The organism is Paenibacillus sp. FSL M7-1046, assembly GCF_038007405.1.
Classification (GTDB): Bacteria; Bacillota; Bacilli; order Paenibacillales; family Paenibacillaceae; genus Paenibacillus_AQ.
This window is the reverse complement of record NZ_JBBOXB010000001.1, coordinates 4,760,376-4,776,287: the sequence shown is the minus strand read 5'-3', so window position 1 is coordinate 4,776,287 and position 15,912 is coordinate 4,760,376. Positions and strand designations below refer to the sequence as shown.

General features: G+C 52.2%; 16 protein-coding genes. 2 read left to right on the top strand and 14 right to left on the bottom strand.

Going from position 1 to position 15,912, the window contains the following annotated elements; genetic code table 11:
* Positions 1 to 158: 158 nt before the first annotated feature.
* Complete coding sequence (locus NYE29_RS21055) at positions 159 to 1,685, bottom strand: PucR family transcriptional regulator (protein WP_076108935.1); 1,527 nt, start codon at positions 1,683 to 1,685, stop codon at positions 159 to 161.
* 292 nt (positions 1,686 to 1,977) lie between these two features.
* On the opposite strand from NYE29_RS21055, the gene NYE29_RS21050 reads away from it, so the two are divergent.
* Positions 1,978 to 2,325, top strand: coding sequence for a hypothetical protein (locus NYE29_RS21050; protein ID WP_340897333.1), 348 nt, complete (start codon positions 1,978 to 1,980; stop codon positions 2,323 to 2,325).
* A gap of 8 nt (positions 2,326 to 2,333) precedes the next feature.
* Here NYE29_RS21050 and NYE29_RS21045 read toward each other — a convergent pair whose 3' ends face one another.
* The 4 genes from NYE29_RS21045 to NYE29_RS21030 all read right to left on the bottom strand — a co-directional run bounded on the left by NYE29_RS21045 (position 2,334) and on the right by NYE29_RS21030 (position 5,683).
* The gene (locus NYE29_RS21045; RefSeq protein ID WP_340897332.1) at positions 2,334 to 2,987 is read right to left on the bottom strand and encodes an aspartate/glutamate racemase family protein; all 654 of its coding nucleotides are present in this window, start codon (positions 2,985 to 2,987) and stop codon (positions 2,334 to 2,336) included.
* Positions 2,988 to 3,041: 54 nt separating this feature from the next.
* A complete protein-coding gene (locus tag NYE29_RS21040; protein ID WP_076108933.1) occupies positions 3,042 to 3,986 on the bottom strand; it encodes an aminopeptidase in 945 nt (314 codons plus the stop codon).
* 15 nt (positions 3,987 to 4,001) lie between these two features.
* Entirely contained in the window at positions 4,002 to 4,670 is a 669-nt protein-coding gene (locus tag NYE29_RS21035; RefSeq protein WP_340897331.1) for an AroM family protein, read from the bottom strand.
* A 62-nt stretch (positions 4,671 to 4,732) separates the two neighbouring features.
* Complete coding sequence (locus NYE29_RS21030) at positions 4,733 to 5,683, bottom strand: DUF1177 domain-containing protein (RefSeq protein ID WP_340897330.1); 951 nt, start codon at positions 5,681 to 5,683, stop codon at positions 4,733 to 4,735.
* A 344-nt stretch (positions 5,684 to 6,027) separates the two neighbouring features.
* Here NYE29_RS21030 and NYE29_RS21025 point away from each other — a divergent pair, with 344 nt between their 5' ends.
* Positions 6,028 to 7,050 carry a serine hydrolase domain-containing protein gene (locus NYE29_RS21025; protein WP_076108930.1) on the top strand — a complete coding sequence of 341 codons (1,023 nt, stop codon included), beginning with the start codon at positions 6,028 to 6,030 and terminating at the stop codon, positions 7,048 to 7,050.
* Positions 7,051 to 7,220: 170 nt separating this feature from the next.
* Here the strand turns inward: NYE29_RS21025 and NYE29_RS21020 are convergent, their stop codons facing one another.
* From NYE29_RS21020 to spoIIM, 9 genes are all read right to left on the bottom strand, one after another.
* Positions 7,221 to 8,552 (bottom strand): pyrimidine-nucleoside phosphorylase, encoded by a 1,332-nt coding sequence (locus NYE29_RS21020; RefSeq protein ID WP_340897329.1) that lies wholly within the window; start codon positions 8,550 to 8,552, stop codon positions 7,221 to 7,223.
* Positions 8,552 to 9,412 carry a purine-nucleoside phosphorylase gene (locus tag NYE29_RS21015; protein ID WP_076108928.1) on the bottom strand — a complete coding sequence of 287 codons (861 nt, stop codon included), beginning with the start codon at positions 9,410 to 9,412 and terminating at the stop codon, positions 8,552 to 8,554. Before NYE29_RS21015 ends, NYE29_RS21020 begins: the two co-directional genes overlap by 1 nt.
* Before the next feature lie 82 nt (positions 9,413 to 9,494).
* On the bottom strand, positions 9,495 to 10,319 hold the full coding sequence (locus NYE29_RS21010) for a purine-nucleoside phosphorylase (protein WP_340897328.1): 825 nt from the start codon (positions 10,317 to 10,319) through the stop codon (positions 9,495 to 9,497).
* A gap of 56 nt (positions 10,320 to 10,375) precedes the next feature.
* On the bottom strand, positions 10,376 to 11,554 hold the full coding sequence (gene deoB / locus NYE29_RS21005; RefSeq protein WP_038600282.1) for a phosphopentomutase: 1,179 nt from the start codon (positions 11,552 to 11,554) through the stop codon (positions 10,376 to 10,378).
* 285 nt (positions 11,555 to 11,839) lie between these two features.
* Positions 11,840 to 12,733, bottom strand: coding sequence for a site-specific tyrosine recombinase XerD (gene xerD / locus NYE29_RS21000; protein WP_076108926.1), 894 nt, complete (start codon positions 12,731 to 12,733; stop codon positions 11,840 to 11,842).
* 158 nt (positions 12,734 to 12,891) lie between these two features.
* On the bottom strand, positions 12,892 to 13,125 hold the full coding sequence (locus NYE29_RS20995) for a DUF4227 family protein (RefSeq protein ID WP_038594738.1): 234 nt from the start codon (positions 13,123 to 13,125) through the stop codon (positions 12,892 to 12,894).
* Positions 13,126 to 13,390: 265 nt separating this feature from the next.
* Positions 13,391 to 13,858 carry a ferric iron uptake transcriptional regulator gene (fur, locus tag NYE29_RS20990; RefSeq protein WP_038594739.1) on the bottom strand — a complete coding sequence of 156 codons (468 nt, stop codon included), beginning with the start codon at positions 13,856 to 13,858 and terminating at the stop codon, positions 13,391 to 13,393.
* A gap of 152 nt (positions 13,859 to 14,010) precedes the next feature.
* The gene (locus tag NYE29_RS20985; protein ID WP_340897327.1) at positions 14,011 to 15,090 is read right to left on the bottom strand and encodes a hypothetical protein; all 1,080 of its coding nucleotides are present in this window, start codon (positions 15,088 to 15,090) and stop codon (positions 14,011 to 14,013) included.
* A 146-nt stretch (positions 15,091 to 15,236) separates the two neighbouring features.
* Entirely contained in the window at positions 15,237 to 15,869 is a 633-nt protein-coding gene (gene spoIIM, locus NYE29_RS20980; protein ID WP_076108924.1) for a stage II sporulation protein M, read from the bottom strand.
* Positions 15,870 to 15,912 lie beyond the last annotated feature (43 nt).

Here is a 15,912-nt window from a genome sequence, read left to right as displayed (position 1 = left end):
TTCTCTTTAGTAGTTGAGCTAATTCTACATACAATTTCATGTCCACTCTACGTCCCGTTTAGCTAAAAAAAAGCACAACCGTTTGTCGGTTGTGCACTATTACCGCCTCTTAATGTCACGTTTTCTAACATTAACTTCCGTAAAAATTCCAGCACGCCCTATTTTTCCTGCAGGTAGTAGTAAATCAGGCACAAATGGCAGACAAATTGCTCACGCGGATCATTGAGATCGAACCCTGTAATATCACGGATCCGCTCCAGCCGGTACTTCACTGAATTGCGGTGTATGTAGAGACTGCTGGCCGTATCAATCAGACTCCCCCGGTGCTCCAGATAATGATAAAACGTCAACAGCATGTTGCTGTCATGCTCCTGGTCATATCGCAGCAGCTTGCCCAGCTTGCGCTCGAACAGCACCTCGAAGCCCTGCCTGCTTAACCCCTCCAGCAGATGGTAGACCTCCATCTCCTCGTATTGAGTGACTGCACCAGCCCCCTGGCCCAGACGTTTGGAGACCGACAGTGCTTTGCGCGCTTCATTATAGCTGGTGTGGATATTCCACAGGTCCTCCGGGGTACCGATACCGGTCCGGTAGGCGCCAAGACCTTCGCTTTTGTCATGCAGCCAGCTTTCCAGCGTTGACGCCCATGGTTCCTCCCCGCCTGCAGCTCCCGTAAATTTACGGCCTTCCGGTGTCGGCAAGAACAACACGGCTCGGCTTGAGCGGTATTCCACATGGGGAGTCACTCCGCGCTTGCGCGCTTCCCGGTCCAGCAGCCGGTTCACGGTTTCCTCACTAGGAGCGGTATCGCCTTCAATGACGGCGACCTCCCATTTATGTTCAGGATTCATACCAAGCTGACGTGCCCGCCGCTCCACTTCATGCCGTGAAGGCAGCGGAGGTGTCAGCAGCTCGTCGATGAAATTGCCGCGCAGACGAAACTCGGTATCCTCGGCTACCTTTTTCCGCATCAGCTCAAGGGCAAACACCAGCCTGGCCTGCTCGATCCCCACTTCCTCCATATCATCCAGCTTCTCCTTGTCTACCAGAAGCCTGGCTACCGTCCGCTTGTCCACATTAATGTTCCAGTTCAGCGGCGAAGTCTTCTGTGACCAGTCAAAATTGGAGGGTGAGGAAACTATAATACTGCGCTGCGTATCCACCAGTGCGACAGGCGCTTTTAGAAAATCGGCCACATTATCGCTCACCGCCTGAATTCCGCTGTTCTCCAGCACCATCGTTGTGAGTGTGCGGTAGACCTCTTCTGCCCGGCGCAGCAGCATAGCCTGACGGCCCAGCAGCAGCTCCATCACCGGCTGGGTAATGTTCGTATAAGGGATTTCAGGCGGAATCTCGACGATCGGCAGCCCGCAGGCATTGCTCGCTTCGATCGCCGCTTGGGGAATTTCCTTTAGGAACCGGGCAGGTTTTATCGCCAGCGCAGCTGCCCCCAGCTTGTCCAGTGTGTATACCAGCTCGGTCAGCAGTGAAGGGTCATGGCGGATCGAATAGGCCGTAGTGAGCAGCATGACGCCTTCACTGATCCAACCCTTCAGGTCGGGAACCTCCATAATATCTACAAAGCGGACAATCCGGTCCAGTCCCTGTTCACCGCTGACTACAGTGGCTGTGCCAAGAATCGGCAGCTGCAGCAGCTCTCTCAACGTAATTCCTCGTGTGTTCAATATTCCTTCCTCCCTCCGCTGTCTACAGTATTTCAAGTTTTCTCCTGAGATATGCCATAGTCTGGCGTTCCCGATAGTTTATCAGAATTCGCCCGCAAACCACAGGGCAAATATTTCAAATTGCAGATAACAACTGCATCCTACAGTAAAACCTTCTGGAGGAGATCGCTGAAATGGGAACATCCCGCAAGCTACATTGTAGCGGTGACTTATCCGGGCACCAGAGCTGTTAGTTCGTTTAAATCCACAATTCCGGCAATCTGCGGACATCACAGTCGCTATTGCAATTTGTATGAAATTGCTGGCACTTTGCCGTTTCTCCAAGGAATTACGCGACTGCGGTCCGCATGTAGTGTGGAAACCGGATGCACTTTCACCTCTCATTAAGCCATATTGTGCTTTTGCGGCAATATCAAATGCACCTTTACCTCTCATTCCACCATATAGCCTGCTTGCGGCGAAATCAGATGCACCTTTGCTTCTCATCCCGCCATCCATCGCGTTTGCGGCAATATCAGATGCACCTTTGCTTCTCGAGCTTTCGAGTGATCCACAAAAAAACGTCCTCGCCGGACCGATGGTCCGGGAGAACGTTTCACTTGAAATCTTTATAGCTTTCTGCCCAGCAAATCAGCCATAGACAACGGTTTAGCGGCGGACAAGCCCGGGCAGAGAGGCAGCCGAAGCGGCTGCGGCACCCAGTGAGAGAATAGGGTCGAGTGCGCGGATTCCAAGCTTCTCTTCCAGCTCAGCAGCCAAACCGATCGTTGCAAATCCGGTACAGGCCAGCACAATGGCCTCTGCTCCGCGCTCAACGAGCCTTGCCGCTCCAGCCATAGCTCCGGCACGTCCCGCAGGCGTGTTCAGATCAAGCGTCGTTGTTACACCGTCGGGACGATCCATCCCGAGATAGGCGTCCCCGAGGATGCTTCGAATGAAGGGAGGCACCTCGGTCAGGATCGTCAGAACGCCGACTCGGCTGCTGAAGGCCAGCGCCATATGGGCTGCGCAGGACCCGGCACCGAGTACAGGAATCCGTACCGCAGCCCTCGCTTCCAGCAGCGCCGGATCGGCCGCGCAGCTGATGCCGATCGCCGTACATCCGCTTGCTTCAAGCTCCCGTGCGAGTTCAATGATTTTCGGTACGGATTCTGCTTCCGTTAGGTCATCGTAGACGCCTTGAGGCTGATCCTGAATGCAGCGGCTCATGACCGGCAGGCCATAGCGGCGTTCTATCAGCTCGCCGTGCAGATGGATGGAGCTCTCTTCTTGAAGTGTTATTACACGTATGATTCCCAGCATCCGTATCCCTCCCTTTTAGGTTGCTTGTAACGACCGCTTAGGTACTTGGCAGGACTAGAGCAATTCCCCGGCACGCATAATGATTTTGTCATCAATATACACATCCGGCTTCATCACTACAGCATCTATATGTACACCTGCCGCTACAACGCCGCCAAAGGTGTTATTGCTGCCAAAGGCTACATGAATAGTCCCGTAGACCTTCTCATCCTCAAGCACCACACCGGTTATTCTCGCCTTGTTATTCGTGCCTATGCCGAACTCACCCAAGAGCCGGCCATCGCCTGCCCCCAGCATCTCCAGCAGCTTGTCTCCGCCTTCACCTTCAACTGCTGTAAGCCTGCCCTGCTCCACCGCCAGCACCATTGGACTGGCCAAGGCGCCAATACCGGCTATGGACCCGTCTACTTTAATCCGTCCTGCGGCAGTGCCTTCAAGCGGTGCTATATACGCTTCGCCCGAAGGCAAATTCCCGGATTCCCCAGGATTCAGGTATAGCCCAGTACTCAGTACTCCGTCCCGCCCTTCTATGGAAAAGGAGAGGCTTAGCCCGTCCTTCTCCACACGTACCTCACGGCCTGCGGACAGAAGCAGGGCAACTTGCTCCGTCAACGACTTCACTTGCCCATAGTCTGCCGTAATGGCTCCATGGCTGAACATGTCATCCGTCATACCCGGCATGGTCGCTACCCGGGTTCCCGCTGCAGCAGCCTGCTTGCGGGCCGCTGTATGTGTCATGGAGTGTTTCGTAATACACACCGCCACATCCGCCTTGGCCATCGCCTCCGCAATCGGAGCAGGCGGTTCTTCACCGGACTTGCTCCGTTCCTGCATGATCAGCAGCACCGACTCCGCTCCGAGTCTTTTGCCGGCCTCATAGACGGATTCGGCAAGCTCCCGCTTGTCATCGTCCGCCACTACGGCCAGCAGTTCACCGCTGCAGAGTCCCAGGCAGTCCTTCAGGACATTCATACTGATTATTATCCGCTCTTCACTCATATTCGTTCCTCCTGATTACACCATTTCCGCCATCAGCTTCCCTATGAGGGCATTTGACAGTACGGCTGGCACTCCTTCTGAGGCCGCCCATATTCTATGCTGCTCCACATAACCCATGCAGTCAAGCACAATCACATCCGCCACGTCTTTCAACCGGCTCGCTGCAGCGCGGAATTCCGCTTCAGTGCCGGTATATGGAGAGACAGCGGCAAAAGGAAGAGAGGTCCCCGGCCCGGCGAATTTCTCGACCATACTCACTTCCTGCTCAGGCAAGGGACCGATCAGCCCCAACCGGCGCTTGCCGATCATGGCCTGCACTACCGGTGGTATAATCCGGTCCGGCTCAAGCAAATGGGCGCTGTTCGTGCGCAGCTCAGGAAACACACCGGTGCAGAGCAGCAGAATCAGTCGGATTCCAGCAGCCTCCATGGCATCAATTTTTCCCTGAAGCACTGTCTTTATCCTTTCGCGGGAGATAATCGCCGCAGTACCATCCGCCATCCGGGTCGTCAGAACATATTCTCCTTCTTGCGGACTGTAGTATTCGCGAACCTGCGCCGGGGTGAATCCATCCAATACCCCTGACTGCAGCAGCTCCGCACGGCCCTCCAAATATTTCTCAATAATCGGCGCCACATCGGATCTGGGGGACTGTCCAATCGTGATCAACCCAATTTTTTTCAATTTGCTTCCTCCTAGATGTTCATGGAGTTACCCTTCGCAGTACAATTTCTATAAACCCGGATTTAGCGGGAGGTTACCGCCGGTTTGCCCAGTGTCTGCAATACACTCATCGTGCCGTACAATTCTGTAATGCGGTCAAATTCCGCTTCGTTATAGAATGAGCATGATCCCCCGGTCACTTCTTTGGCGGTTTCAATCGCAAAACGTACTGCGGAAGCAATATCAACCTCGTGGCTTGCTCCGGTGCCACAGCCGGGCACCATGGACTGTGCAGTTATCGCCAGGCCCACAACCGGAGCATTCGTTGCAACGGCAGGCTGAAGAATCGAGTTAATATGATAGAGGCCGTTCCCGTAAGGTGTAATATCCTGGGTCGTCACCGGAAAAGTAACCGGAAACTGGCCTGTCGTCATTTCCAGAATGCGCAGCAGGTCCTCGCTCACCCGCAGAATATAGCCTTCCTTGACCGTTGGCGAAATTGCAATGCCTTTGTGGTTGACCACCCGGTTACCTTTAGTGGTATCAATGGACAGAACCGCTTCCATTTCCGGCAGCACCTCATGTTCATTCATCTGCAGGATATCGACCGGTGAATCCATGAAATCCACCGGTTCATGCGGCAGCGTCGGAGCATCCGGGCAAATATGGGTCGTTACCAGCACATCCCCTTTGAGCACATCGCCTTGGGTCTGCATATGAGCCAATTTAAGTGCTGAAGCAATAGCAGCAACTGCGCCGTCCGCATCGGAGACAATCCCGATCCGGCTGGGACGGGCGCCGATTCCGCCAAGTCTGCCCACAATCCCGAAGGTCGGCGCCGTGCCGCCCGCCAGCTTTCCGTTGCTGCCCGGGATTGAGATTTTGACGAATTCCGTGCTGCCCTTTTCACCCTCAACCTTATGGACGTCTACCTTCACTGCCGGATAAGCTGCAAACAGCTGCCTGACCTGTTCACCGTTAGCATAAGCGCTGTCCAGTGTGTTCAATACCGTTATCGTTTGATGAAGTGCCATTATAATTCCTCCTCGGATGTGCTAACTCACGGATTTGTTAATCTGTAGAAACGCTAACGACATTTCATGAAAAAGCAGCCAACCGCTGCCAGTCTGTACAAAACTATTATTGTAAGGTTAGAGTTTATAGTATCTTAAATTCCAAAACGTCCACAATGTACCGCCCTGCCAAAACTGATGTGCTTTTCTTGTCCTTTGCAGATAAACCTTACGCAGCACGTACAGTCTTCAGTCGTTATTCCAATTCTTGCCTCATAAATAAGGATCAAATGAAGGAAACTTGTATCTTTCAGGCGAATTTCTTAGCTAAGCTACTATAAATGAACTGAATCGGAGGAGCCACCATGAAGCTTGAATATCTGCAGCATAAGCTCAGCGAGGAAGCTGAGACCGAAAGATTCTCTGGAGCAGTTTTGGTCAAAAAACAGACCCACACCTTGGCCGCTTCTTACGGCAGTGCCAACATTTCAGAGGAGCGGCTAAATCATCCGGACACACGCTTTGGCATCGCCTCCGGCTGCAAGCTGTTTACGGCGATTGCTGTCTGCCAGTTGGTGGAACAGGGCAAGCTTGCTTTCAGCAGCAAGGTGCTGGATGTGCTGAATGGAAAAGAGTTTGCCCGATTCAGCCATGACATGACCGTTCATCACCTGCTGACGCATAGCTCGGGTATTGCAGATTACTTTGATGAAGAAATCATGGATGATTACGCGGCGTTGTGGCTGAACCAGCCCATGTACCTGCTGCGGAAGCTCCAGGATTTCGTGCCGATGTTCTCGCAGCATCCGATGAAATTCACACCGGGAGAAAGATTTCACTACAACAATGCCGGATACATCATGCTTGGCCTGCTGGTTGAGAAGATTAGCGGGATGCCCTTTACGGATTACGTGGAGCAGCATATTTTTGCGCCTTGCGGAATGAAGCATTCCGGCTATTTTGCACTGGATGCGCTTCCAGCCAATACCGCCATGGGATATATCGAAGAAGCGGATGGAAACTGGGTCACCAACATCTATTCCATTCCTGTAAAAGGAGGCGCTGACGGCGGCGCTTTCGTCACCGCGCCGGATATGCAGCGGCTATGGCAGGGACTGCTCGATCATACGCTGCTAAATCCGGAGCTGACGGCCCTCCTGCTCACTCCGCATATTCATGATGACAATGAGGAGTACTACGGTTACGGAGTATGGATCACGAAGCAAAATGGCGAGGCACTGAAATATCATCTGATGGGGTACGATCCCGGGGTGTCCTTCCACTCCGCCTTCTACCCTGCAATCGGAGCAACCGTTGTTGTCCTGTGCAACAAAAGCCGGGGAGCCTACCCTATCCTGAAGGTGGTAGAGGAATGGCTGCTGCAGTAATTCTTCTTTCCAAGGCGCAAGTTTGATGATATTTAACGTCAAACTCCTGGAGGGTTACTTCAAATTGCAAAAAGCCGTACAGAACATTTGACTGTTCTGTACGGCTTTTCGTTTACATGATGCTGATCTATCACAGAAATATCAAGAACCTTTACATCCTGCGCTGAATCCTAGTACCGGGTTACGCCATCTTTGGTCACAAGCGCAAACACCAGCGGCTGAGGCGGAACGGGCTGAGCGGAAATGCGGTAAGCTTCCAGCACTTTAGCTTCCGCTTCCTGCACTTTGTTCTCGCTGGCATCGTTCACATGCAATACGGCAAGCGTATCTCCTGCGGCTACGGCATCGCCGACTTTCAGCGACAGCTGAATGCCAACGGCGAGATCAATGACCGATTCCTTGGTCTCGCGGCCTGCGCCAAGCAGCATGGCAGCTACACCAATCTCTTCGGCTTGGATGCTCTCCACATAACCAGCGGTTGCTGCTTTCACTTCGATAAATCTCCGTGCTGCCGGCAGCGTCTCCGGCGCTTCGACCTGCGACACCTTTCCACCCTGCGCAGATACGATTTGCTTGAACTTCTCCAGAGCACTACCATCCTCGATATGAGACATCAGGATGGAGCGGGCTTCGGCTTCGTCCTTCGCCTTGCCGCCAAGCACCAGCATTTGGCTGCCCAGAATAAGGCAGACCTCCTGCAGATCCTTCGGCCCGTGGCCCTTCAAGGTTTCGATGCCTTCCTTGATTTCCAGGGCGTTGCCGATGCCGTAGCCAAGCGGCTGGTCCATGTCGCTGATGACCGCAACCGTGTTGCGGCCCAGATGGGTCCCGATATCCACCATGGCTTGCGCCAAGGCAATGGAATCGTCAAGCGTCTTCATGAACGCGCCGCTGCCGGTCTTGACATCAAGCACGATGGCATCGGCACCTGCGGCGATTTTTTTGCTCATGACGGAGCTGGCGATCAGCGGAATGGATTCCACTGTCGCTGTCACATCACGCAGTGCGTAGAGCTTCTTGTCTGCAGGTGTAATGTTGCCCGACTGGCCGATTACGGCAGCGCCGATCTCCCCTACCTGGGCGAAAAATTGTTCCCGGCCCATCTCGATAGAGAAGCCGCTGATCGACTCCAGCTTGTCGAGGGTGCCTCCAGTATGTCCCAGCCCGCGGCCGGACATTTTGGCCACCGGTACTCCGGCTGCGGCAACAAGCGGTGCCAGAACCACAGTCGTCTTATCGCCCACGCCGCCGGTGGAATGCTTGTCCACCTTGATGCCGGCAATCGGACTGAGATCGACCTGATCACCGGACATGGCCATTTCCAGCGTCAGATCGCCGGTTTCCCGTGCGTTCATCCCGCGGAAATACACCGCCATGGCCCAAGCCGAGATTTGGTAATCGGGAATTGCACCCTTGCTGTAGCCTTGGATCAGATAAGCTATTTCTTCACGGCTAAGCTCCCCGCCGTCTCTTTTTTTCTGAATAAGATCAACCGCTCGCATTACACCTGTACCTCACGCACAAAGGCGCGCACAAGGCCGATAAACTTCGGTTTAGTCAGATTGGCAACTTTCACCACCTGCTCATGCGTCAGCGGCTCCAGCTCATCCCCGATCGCCATATCGGTGATACAGGTAATGCCAAGCACACGCAGCTTGCTGTGACTAGCCACGATCACTTCAGGTACAGTAGACATCCCGACAGCATCGCCGCCGAGGTACGCCAGCATTTTCAGCTCCGCCGGTGTCTCATAAGTTGGACCACTGATGCCGGCATATACACCTTCCTGCAGCACAAGCGGTTCACCGTCTACACCTTTAACGTCAGCTGCAAGCTTTTTGGCCAAAGCCATGTACTCAGGATCATAAGCTCGGGACATATCCGGGAAACGCACTCCCAGCTCCGGATCATTGGGTCCGATCAGCGGGTTGTCGCCAGTCATATTGAGGTGGTCGGTAATCAGCATCAGGTCGCCTGCTTTGAACGCCCGGTTCATTCCGCCGCCCGCGTTAGTGATCACCAGCGTACCCACGCCAAGCTTTGCCATCACATAGACCGGAAGCACAACTTTGCGCATCTCGTAGCCTTCGTAGAAGTGGAAGCGGCCCTGCATGATGATAACATCCTTGCCTTCCAGCTTCCCGATAACGAACCGGCCAGCATGGCCCTCTACCGTAGAACGCGGAAAATGAGGAATTTCTTCATAAGGAAGATACACTGCATCTTCGATTTGGTCGCCCAGATCGCCAAGACCTGAGCCCAGAATCAGCCCGATGGACGGTGAATACGCTCCGAATTTGGATTTTACGTATTCCGCTGCTTCTTTCACCTGATTACCGTAAGAAATATTGGTTTGTGTCATGAATTGAACCTCCCGGGTATGAATTGTTGTGGATGAATAATATTGGCATAATTCCGATGCCATTGAATCTGATCTATAGAGCCTACATCTTCGGAATAAAGGCCAGTACCAGCTTCAAAAAGCGCTCACGCACACGTTCAGCCGTCTCCATAACCTCCGCATGGTTCAGCGGCTGGTCAAGAATGCCGGCAGCCATGTTAGTGATGCAGGAAATGCCAAGCACCTCGATACCGGCATGGCGGGCCACAATCGTCTCGGAGACGGTGGACATGCCTACAGCATCCGCACCTTGACGGCGCAGCATGACAATTTCAGCCGGAGTTTCATAGCAAGGGCCGAGCAATCCGGCATAAACGCCTTGCTTGAATTCAAAATCCTGCTCTGCCGCAGCTTCCTTCGCCGCTGCAATCAGGCGGGGGCTGTAGGCAGTTGACATATCCGGGAACCGCACGCCCAGAGCATTGTCATTCGGGCCGGTCAGCGGATTGCGCCCGGTCAGGTTCAGATGATCGGTAATCAGCATCAGATCGCCGGGTGTAAAGTCCGTGTTCACGCCACCTGCGGCATTGGTAACGAGCAGGCTGGTTACGCCAAGCTCTTTCATGACGCGCACCGGAAAAGCCGTCGTCTCCGGGCCGTAACCTTCATACATGTGGAACCGGCCCTTCATCATTACAACTCGTCGTCCTTCAATCATCCCGATCAGCAGTTCGCCTTCATGTCCTTCTACTGTGGATACAGGAAAATGGGGGATTTCGTTGTAGGGAATTACAACCTCATCCGTAATGAGGTCTGCCAGAACGCCCAGACCCGAACCGAGAATTAGCCCGATTTCCGGGGCGACTGTACATTTATCCTTGATATAAACCGCTGCTTCCTGAATATGCTTTTGGCTAACTGCTTCCATAGTTTATTGCCTCCTTGAGGGTTGTCTATAGTATTGATGCTTCATAGGATTTCGTATTATTTGAGTTCCGCCAAAAAGCTTGTCCCATATTGCGGCGCTTTGGCCCCGAAGTTGTCGGCAATTGTCGCTGCCACATCCGAGAACGTCTGGCGGATGCCCAGGTTGCCCGGAGTCTTGAATCTTGGACTGTAAATCAAGAGTGGCACATACTCACGTGTGTGATCAGTTCCGCTATGGATCGGATCATTGCCGTGGTCTGCCGAGATAATGAGCAGATCATCTTCGCCGAGTGTAGAGAGCAGTTCCGGAAGCGCCTGATCGAATACCTCAAGAGCATGTCCGTAACCTTCCGGATCGCGGCGGTGGCCATACAGGGAATCGAAATCTACCAGATTCGTGAACAGGAAGCCGTCAAACGGCTTGCGCAGCTCTCGGATCGTAATCTCGATGCCATGCTCATTGCTTTTTGTCGGATACGTGGCTGTTACGCCTTCACCTGTAAAAATATCGTTGATCTTGCCCACAGCGATAACGTCTTTACCGATATCCTCCAGCGCGTTCATTACCGTCGGCTCCGGCGGTTTGACCGCATAGTCATGGCGGTTAGGAGTACGTACAAAGTTCCCCGGTTCGCCGACATAGGGGCGGGCGATTACGCGGCCTACCGAGAATTCGGGAGCCATCGTCAGCTCGCGGGCGATTTTGCAGGCGCTGTACAGCTCTTCCAGCGGGATAATATCTTCATGAGCAGCAAGCTGGAATACGCTGTCGGCGGAAGTGTACACAATCCAGGCCCCGGTCTTCATTTGCTCTTCGCCATATTCGACCAGAATCTCCGTACCGGAAGCCGGCTTATTGCCGATCACCTTGCGTCCGGTTGCCGCTTCGAACTTCTCAATCAGCTCTGCCGGGAATCCGTCAAAATAGGTGTTGAACGGAACTTCAATCTTCAGCCCCATCAGCTCCCAATGGCCGGTCATTGTATCCTTGCCTACCGATACCTCCTGCATTTTGCCGTAATATCCGGCCGGTGCTGCTACAGGCTCCAGCGGCGGCAGTGGTGCAATATTGGCGAGACCAAGCTTTTGCAGATTAGGCAGCTTAAGACCCGGCACCCGCTCCAAAATATGTCCCAGCGTATGGGACCCTTTATCACCGAAACTTTCCGCATCCGGCGCTTCACCGATACCAACACTATCAAGAACGATAAATCCAATTCGTTTAAATGAGGACATGTCCGTCTTCACTCCTTCGTAGTATGCATATTCTTTAGGTTTTATCAAAACAAGAAGAAACGGCTCTACCTTCTTCCGAAGGGACAGCCCTTCCGAAGCCAGCGGCCCATTGCCCCGCTTTTTAGGTACCCGTTTCTGCTGAAAGTAACTCCCGGGGTTCACACGCTCCGGTCTATCCTTTCAGTATATTTCCATCATAACGATCTTACTCACAAAAAGCATCTTTTTACCCTACCCTCGGGGATTAGCCGCGATTCAGGTCTTATACCCATTCCGCAGCAGCAGTTACCTCGCCCGGGGATGGTGGCTTTCGTAGACTTCCTTCATATTTTTGCGGGCAATCCCGCTGTAGATCTGCGTTGTGGAAATATCCGCATGACCAAGCATCTGCTGCACGGAACGCAGATCCGCACCGCCTTCCAGCAAATGAGCAGCGAACGAATGTCTAAGGGTATGCGGAGTGATATCCTGCTCAATCCGGGCTTCACGCGCATACTTTTTAATAATTTTCCAGAAGCCCTGACGGGTCAGCCGTCCGCCCAGACTGTTCAGAAACAGGGCTGGCTCCTCCTGATTTCCCCGCAGCAGCTTGTCCCGCATACCGGATGTATACACCGCCACGCACTCCGCTGCAATAGCGCCGATCGGCACTACCCGCTCCTTCCCGGAAGCCCCGCTACAGCGGGCGAACTTCAGGTCCGTATGCACGTCCTCTACATTCAGGGTAATCAGCTCTGTAACCCGGATGCCGGTGGCGTACAGCAGCTCTAGCATCGCCTTGTCGCGCATTCCCTGGGGGGTAGCTTCATCAGGGGCCGCCAGCAGCCGTTCGATTTCTTCGATACTTAAGATCATCGGCGGTTTTTTGCTCGGTTTGATCATTTCCATATCCAGCGTTGGGTCCTGCACGATCAGCCGTTCTTTCAGCAGATAGTGAAAAAACGCGCGCAGCGACACCGTATTCCGGTTCACTGTTGCGGTTGCCCGCCCTGCGGTGCGGAGCTCAGCGAGATACTGCATGATATGCGATCTTCTAATCTCCTCCGGTGTAACGGCACCACGGCCTTCGGCAAACTCCAGAAACTGCGACACATCGCGTCCATAGGACTCGAGAGTGCTGGAAGATAAACCTTTCTCTACGGTTAAATATTGCATAAAAGGCTGCAAGTGTGACTTCATTTCATTCACGCTCCTGTCTGCTCAGGCTGCTCTTCGCGGCTATGCAGCATTTAGGCATGGAGTTCAGCATCCGGCTGCACAGCGGCAAGCCAGATGCATGAACTCACCTAAGGTTCATTCGACAGTGTTCCGGCTTCTTCCTGCTTCGGGCCGGGCAATCACTCGCCATACCAGTAATATAGCCGCAGACGTTCCCCTGCATTCAGACTGTCCACACTGACCGGGGCATCCTTAAAGGCCCGGACTGCCGTACCTTCCGGGATTTCATAATGATCTATCGGACTGATCCATCCGCTTAGCCAGCTCAGGGCGTAATACAAGAAACAGCTCAATGCAACAAGCAGGGTCAAAAAATACAGCCGGCGCACCGTTCCAGGCACAGAAATAATCATTAGGATTCCTCCTAAAAGTTTTGTGAGCTTATACTTCCCAGGGTTGCTTCGTACAAAACTCACTTCGGAAGCAAAAACTTATGTTTTGTGAGCCTCTATCTTCCAGGAATTGCTTCGTACAAAACTCGCTTCAGAAGCATAACTCGTCCTTCACTTTATGCGCAGGCGGGCGGTGATATGTATGTCGGCCTGATGAAATCATTTAAAAAGCCCCCTCCGGCAGTACACCGGGGAGAGCTTGTGCGGTAATTTATCATCTATAAGCCTATTCGGGCGTATTGCCATCCGTAGTATTCTTGTCCTTGCAGCGGTGGCAAATCCCGTGAAAATCAAGTCTATGATCAAGCACCGTGAAATTATAATCGTTCTCCAGCCGCTCTTCCAGCGGTCCGAGCCAATCCTCACGGATTTCATCCATTGTGCCGCATTGCACACAGATTAAATGATGATGATGGTGTTTCGCCGTATCTGTCCGCAGGTCATAACGGGCAACTCCGTCTCCGAAATTAATCTTCTCCACGACATGAAGCTCGCTGAGCAGTTCCAGGGTCCGGTATACAGTGGCGAGACCGATCTCGGGAGCCTTTTCTTTCACAAGCATAAATACATCTTCTGCACTTAAATGATCGTCTTCGTTCTCCAGCAGCACTCTTAAGGTTGCTTCCCGTTGGGGTGTAAGCTTATATCCTTGGGATTGTAGCTGTTGCTTTATCTTGTCTATCCGGGCTTCCATAGTATCCCTCCCCCTTGGAAAATTACCGCACCGGGCATAAAACCACTTCTTCCATTATAGGGGGAGTCGCTTTGAGAAGTCAAACGCTTTTAGAGTGTGTTCAATAGTGGTATTCCGTGATGGCAATACAGCTCCGCCAACGGTTCTATGGTCTAGTTAATAGCAGTGGTGTGGATCACTTGAATTGTTGCTCCGGTTTCTTCCCGGATAAGTAAAGAAAGCTCACCCTTGGAATAATCCAGCACGCGGAAGCTATTGGGAAGAGTAATCGAAGCCTCCGACACCTTCCGGCCAGAGAGATTATATATATCAATTCGTCCTTTCTCCGGGAGATAGATTAGAATATGATTGCCTATACGTTCAGACTTCCAACCCATTTCCCGTTCCGTAAACGTTTCAGAGATGCCTGCTGTCTTTTTTCCTGTCGAGAGATTATACATGCCGGATAGTGAATAAGGCTGCCCAACATTCACGCCCAGCGGATTGCCCACGTTGAAGGAACTGTTAATAACAAGCTCATTGCCGGCAAATGAAGAATCACTGCGTGTGTTCCAATCAGAAGCTATAGTGTATGTTTTCTTCTTATTTGAGGTATTAATCACACGAAAAAAATCCTGGCTCTGCATTAGACTGTATCCTGTATATTTGACAACCGCATAAGGGCCGTTCAATTTAATATCCTTAAGCGTGATATCTTCGTACTTGCTGCTTGACATTCCGCCTAAATTCATTTTAAAAACAGGATTGTTCCAAGGGGCTTGATATGCAGCAAGAACGTTGTTACTGTACACAGAGAGTCTTTCTTTATTGCTCCCTTCTGGTGCGTACCAGTTGATCATCTCCTCATTGCTTGTTATTGATTTAGTGATTGGAGCGCTGTTAAAGACCGTAGTGGAGAGTGTCGTTCCTTCTTTACTCAGGACGATCTTTTGCAGCTTGTTGTCTTTATCTTTGTCTTTGGCGATCACAATGATTTTCTCCGGAGAGCTGAGTACATCAACATCATAGAGCTTGGAATAACTTTTCGTCCAAGCTTCTTCGCCTGAAGCCAAGTTAAAGACAGATATCGAGTTATCCATCCTGTTAATAACAACTTTCTCTTGGGCTGAAAGTGTAAGCAATTGCAAATCATTGTTAAGAAAGCCTTCTAATGACCTCTGTTGGACGGGTTCTGCGAAAACATTCGTAGTCACCATAAACAAAAAAATCATCAGAATCCCTATTTTTTCCACCTGCTATATCCTCCTTCCTCGGCTGCTCACCCAACACCATTTTAATTCCTATATTTGCAAATATCTACTATTCATAACTTTTTGCAATCAAAGGGATAAAAAAAATGCTGCCCCAGTGAAAATTCCACCCGGCAGCATTCTTTAAATCACCCTATAGATACGAGCATGGGTGTCACCCATCTCATCATCACCGGCGTCACCCAGGCCTCAAAACCGGAAATGCCCAAGACGAGTACGGCCATTCCAAGCGATAATACCGTGTACATTGCAAAAGGCCTTGTCACCGGCGTACGCCGCTTCCCCAGCACCCGGCTGCGGATCATCAGCAGTGAGAAGGCAATAGCCGCTGCGCTGCATACGAGCAGAACCGGGATCAGCACAAGATTGTGCGGAGCAACCGAGACGAGGGCAAACAGCATGCCGTGCCAGGAATACTGGCTGACGAGGCAACCGACGGTAAAACCGATCAGCACGCCTTTGAGAAAATCTAAGATCAGAATACCCGGAAGCCCAATGACCGACAACCCAAGAATCCAAATGAGTCCCACCCACTTCAGATTGAGCGCGGCGATACTCCAGAAAGAGTCGGGCGCAGCCGGCAGGCCCTGCTGATCAACGGTGACGAAGAAATTCCCCATGTAATCTCCCAGCTCCTGCTGCTGGTCCAGCGTTAACGCACTGACAATCAGAGCCCCGAAAACGACACCAACGAGAAATAATACGGCAACAAAAATATAAAGAGGCGTCTGTTCCTTCATCATCAGCCTTAAACTGCGCATCGGGACGTTCTCCTTTCCGGTCACATATTACACCATATGAGGA

Excerpts from the sequence above, each read along its gene's own strand:
- NYE29_RS21020 (WP_340897329.1), bottom strand. The coding sequence starts at position 8,552 with ATGCGAGCGGTTGATCTTATTCAGAAAAAAAGAGACGGCGGGGAGCTT.
- NYE29_RS21045 (WP_340897332.1), bottom strand. The coding sequence starts at position 2,987 with ATGCTGGGAATCATACGTGTAATAACACTTCAAGAAGAGAGCTCCATC.
- NYE29_RS21050 (WP_340897333.1), top strand. The coding sequence starts at position 1,978 with ATGAAATTGCTGGCACTTTGCCGTTTCTCCAAGGAATTACGCGACTGC.
- NYE29_RS20995 (WP_038594738.1), bottom strand. The coding sequence starts at position 13,125 with ATGATTATTTCTGTGCCTGGAACGGTGCGCCGGCTGTATTTTTTGACC.
- NYE29_RS21010 (WP_340897328.1), bottom strand. The coding sequence starts at position 10,319 with ATGGAAGCAGTTAGCCAAAAGCATATTCAGGAAGCAGCGGTTTATATC.
- NYE29_RS21025 (WP_076108930.1), top strand. The coding sequence starts at position 6,028 with ATGAAGCTTGAATATCTGCAGCATAAGCTCAGCGAGGAAGCTGAGACC.
- NYE29_RS21030 (WP_340897330.1), bottom strand. The coding sequence starts at position 5,683 with ATGGCACTTCATCAAACGATAACGGTATTGAACACACTGGACAGCGCT.
- NYE29_RS21015 (WP_076108928.1), bottom strand. The coding sequence starts at position 9,412 with ATGACACAAACCAATATTTCTTACGGTAATCAGGTGAAAGAAGCAGCG.
- NYE29_RS21040 (WP_076108933.1), bottom strand. The coding sequence starts at position 3,986 with ATGAGTGAAGAGCGGATAATAATCAGTATGAATGTCCTGAAGGACTGC.
- xerD (WP_076108926.1), bottom strand. The coding sequence starts at position 12,733 with ATGAAGTCACACTTGCAGCCTTTTATGCAATATTTAACCGTAGAGAAA.
- deoB (WP_038600282.1), bottom strand. The coding sequence starts at position 11,554 with ATGTCCTCATTTAAACGAATTGGATTTATCGTTCTTGATAGTGTTGGT.
- fur (WP_038594739.1), bottom strand. The coding sequence starts at position 13,858 with ATGGAAGCCCGGATAGACAAGATAAAGCAACAGCTACAATCCCAAGGA.
- spoIIM (WP_076108924.1), bottom strand. The coding sequence starts at position 15,869 with ATGCGCAGTTTAAGGCTGATGATGAAGGAACAGACGCCTCTTTATATT.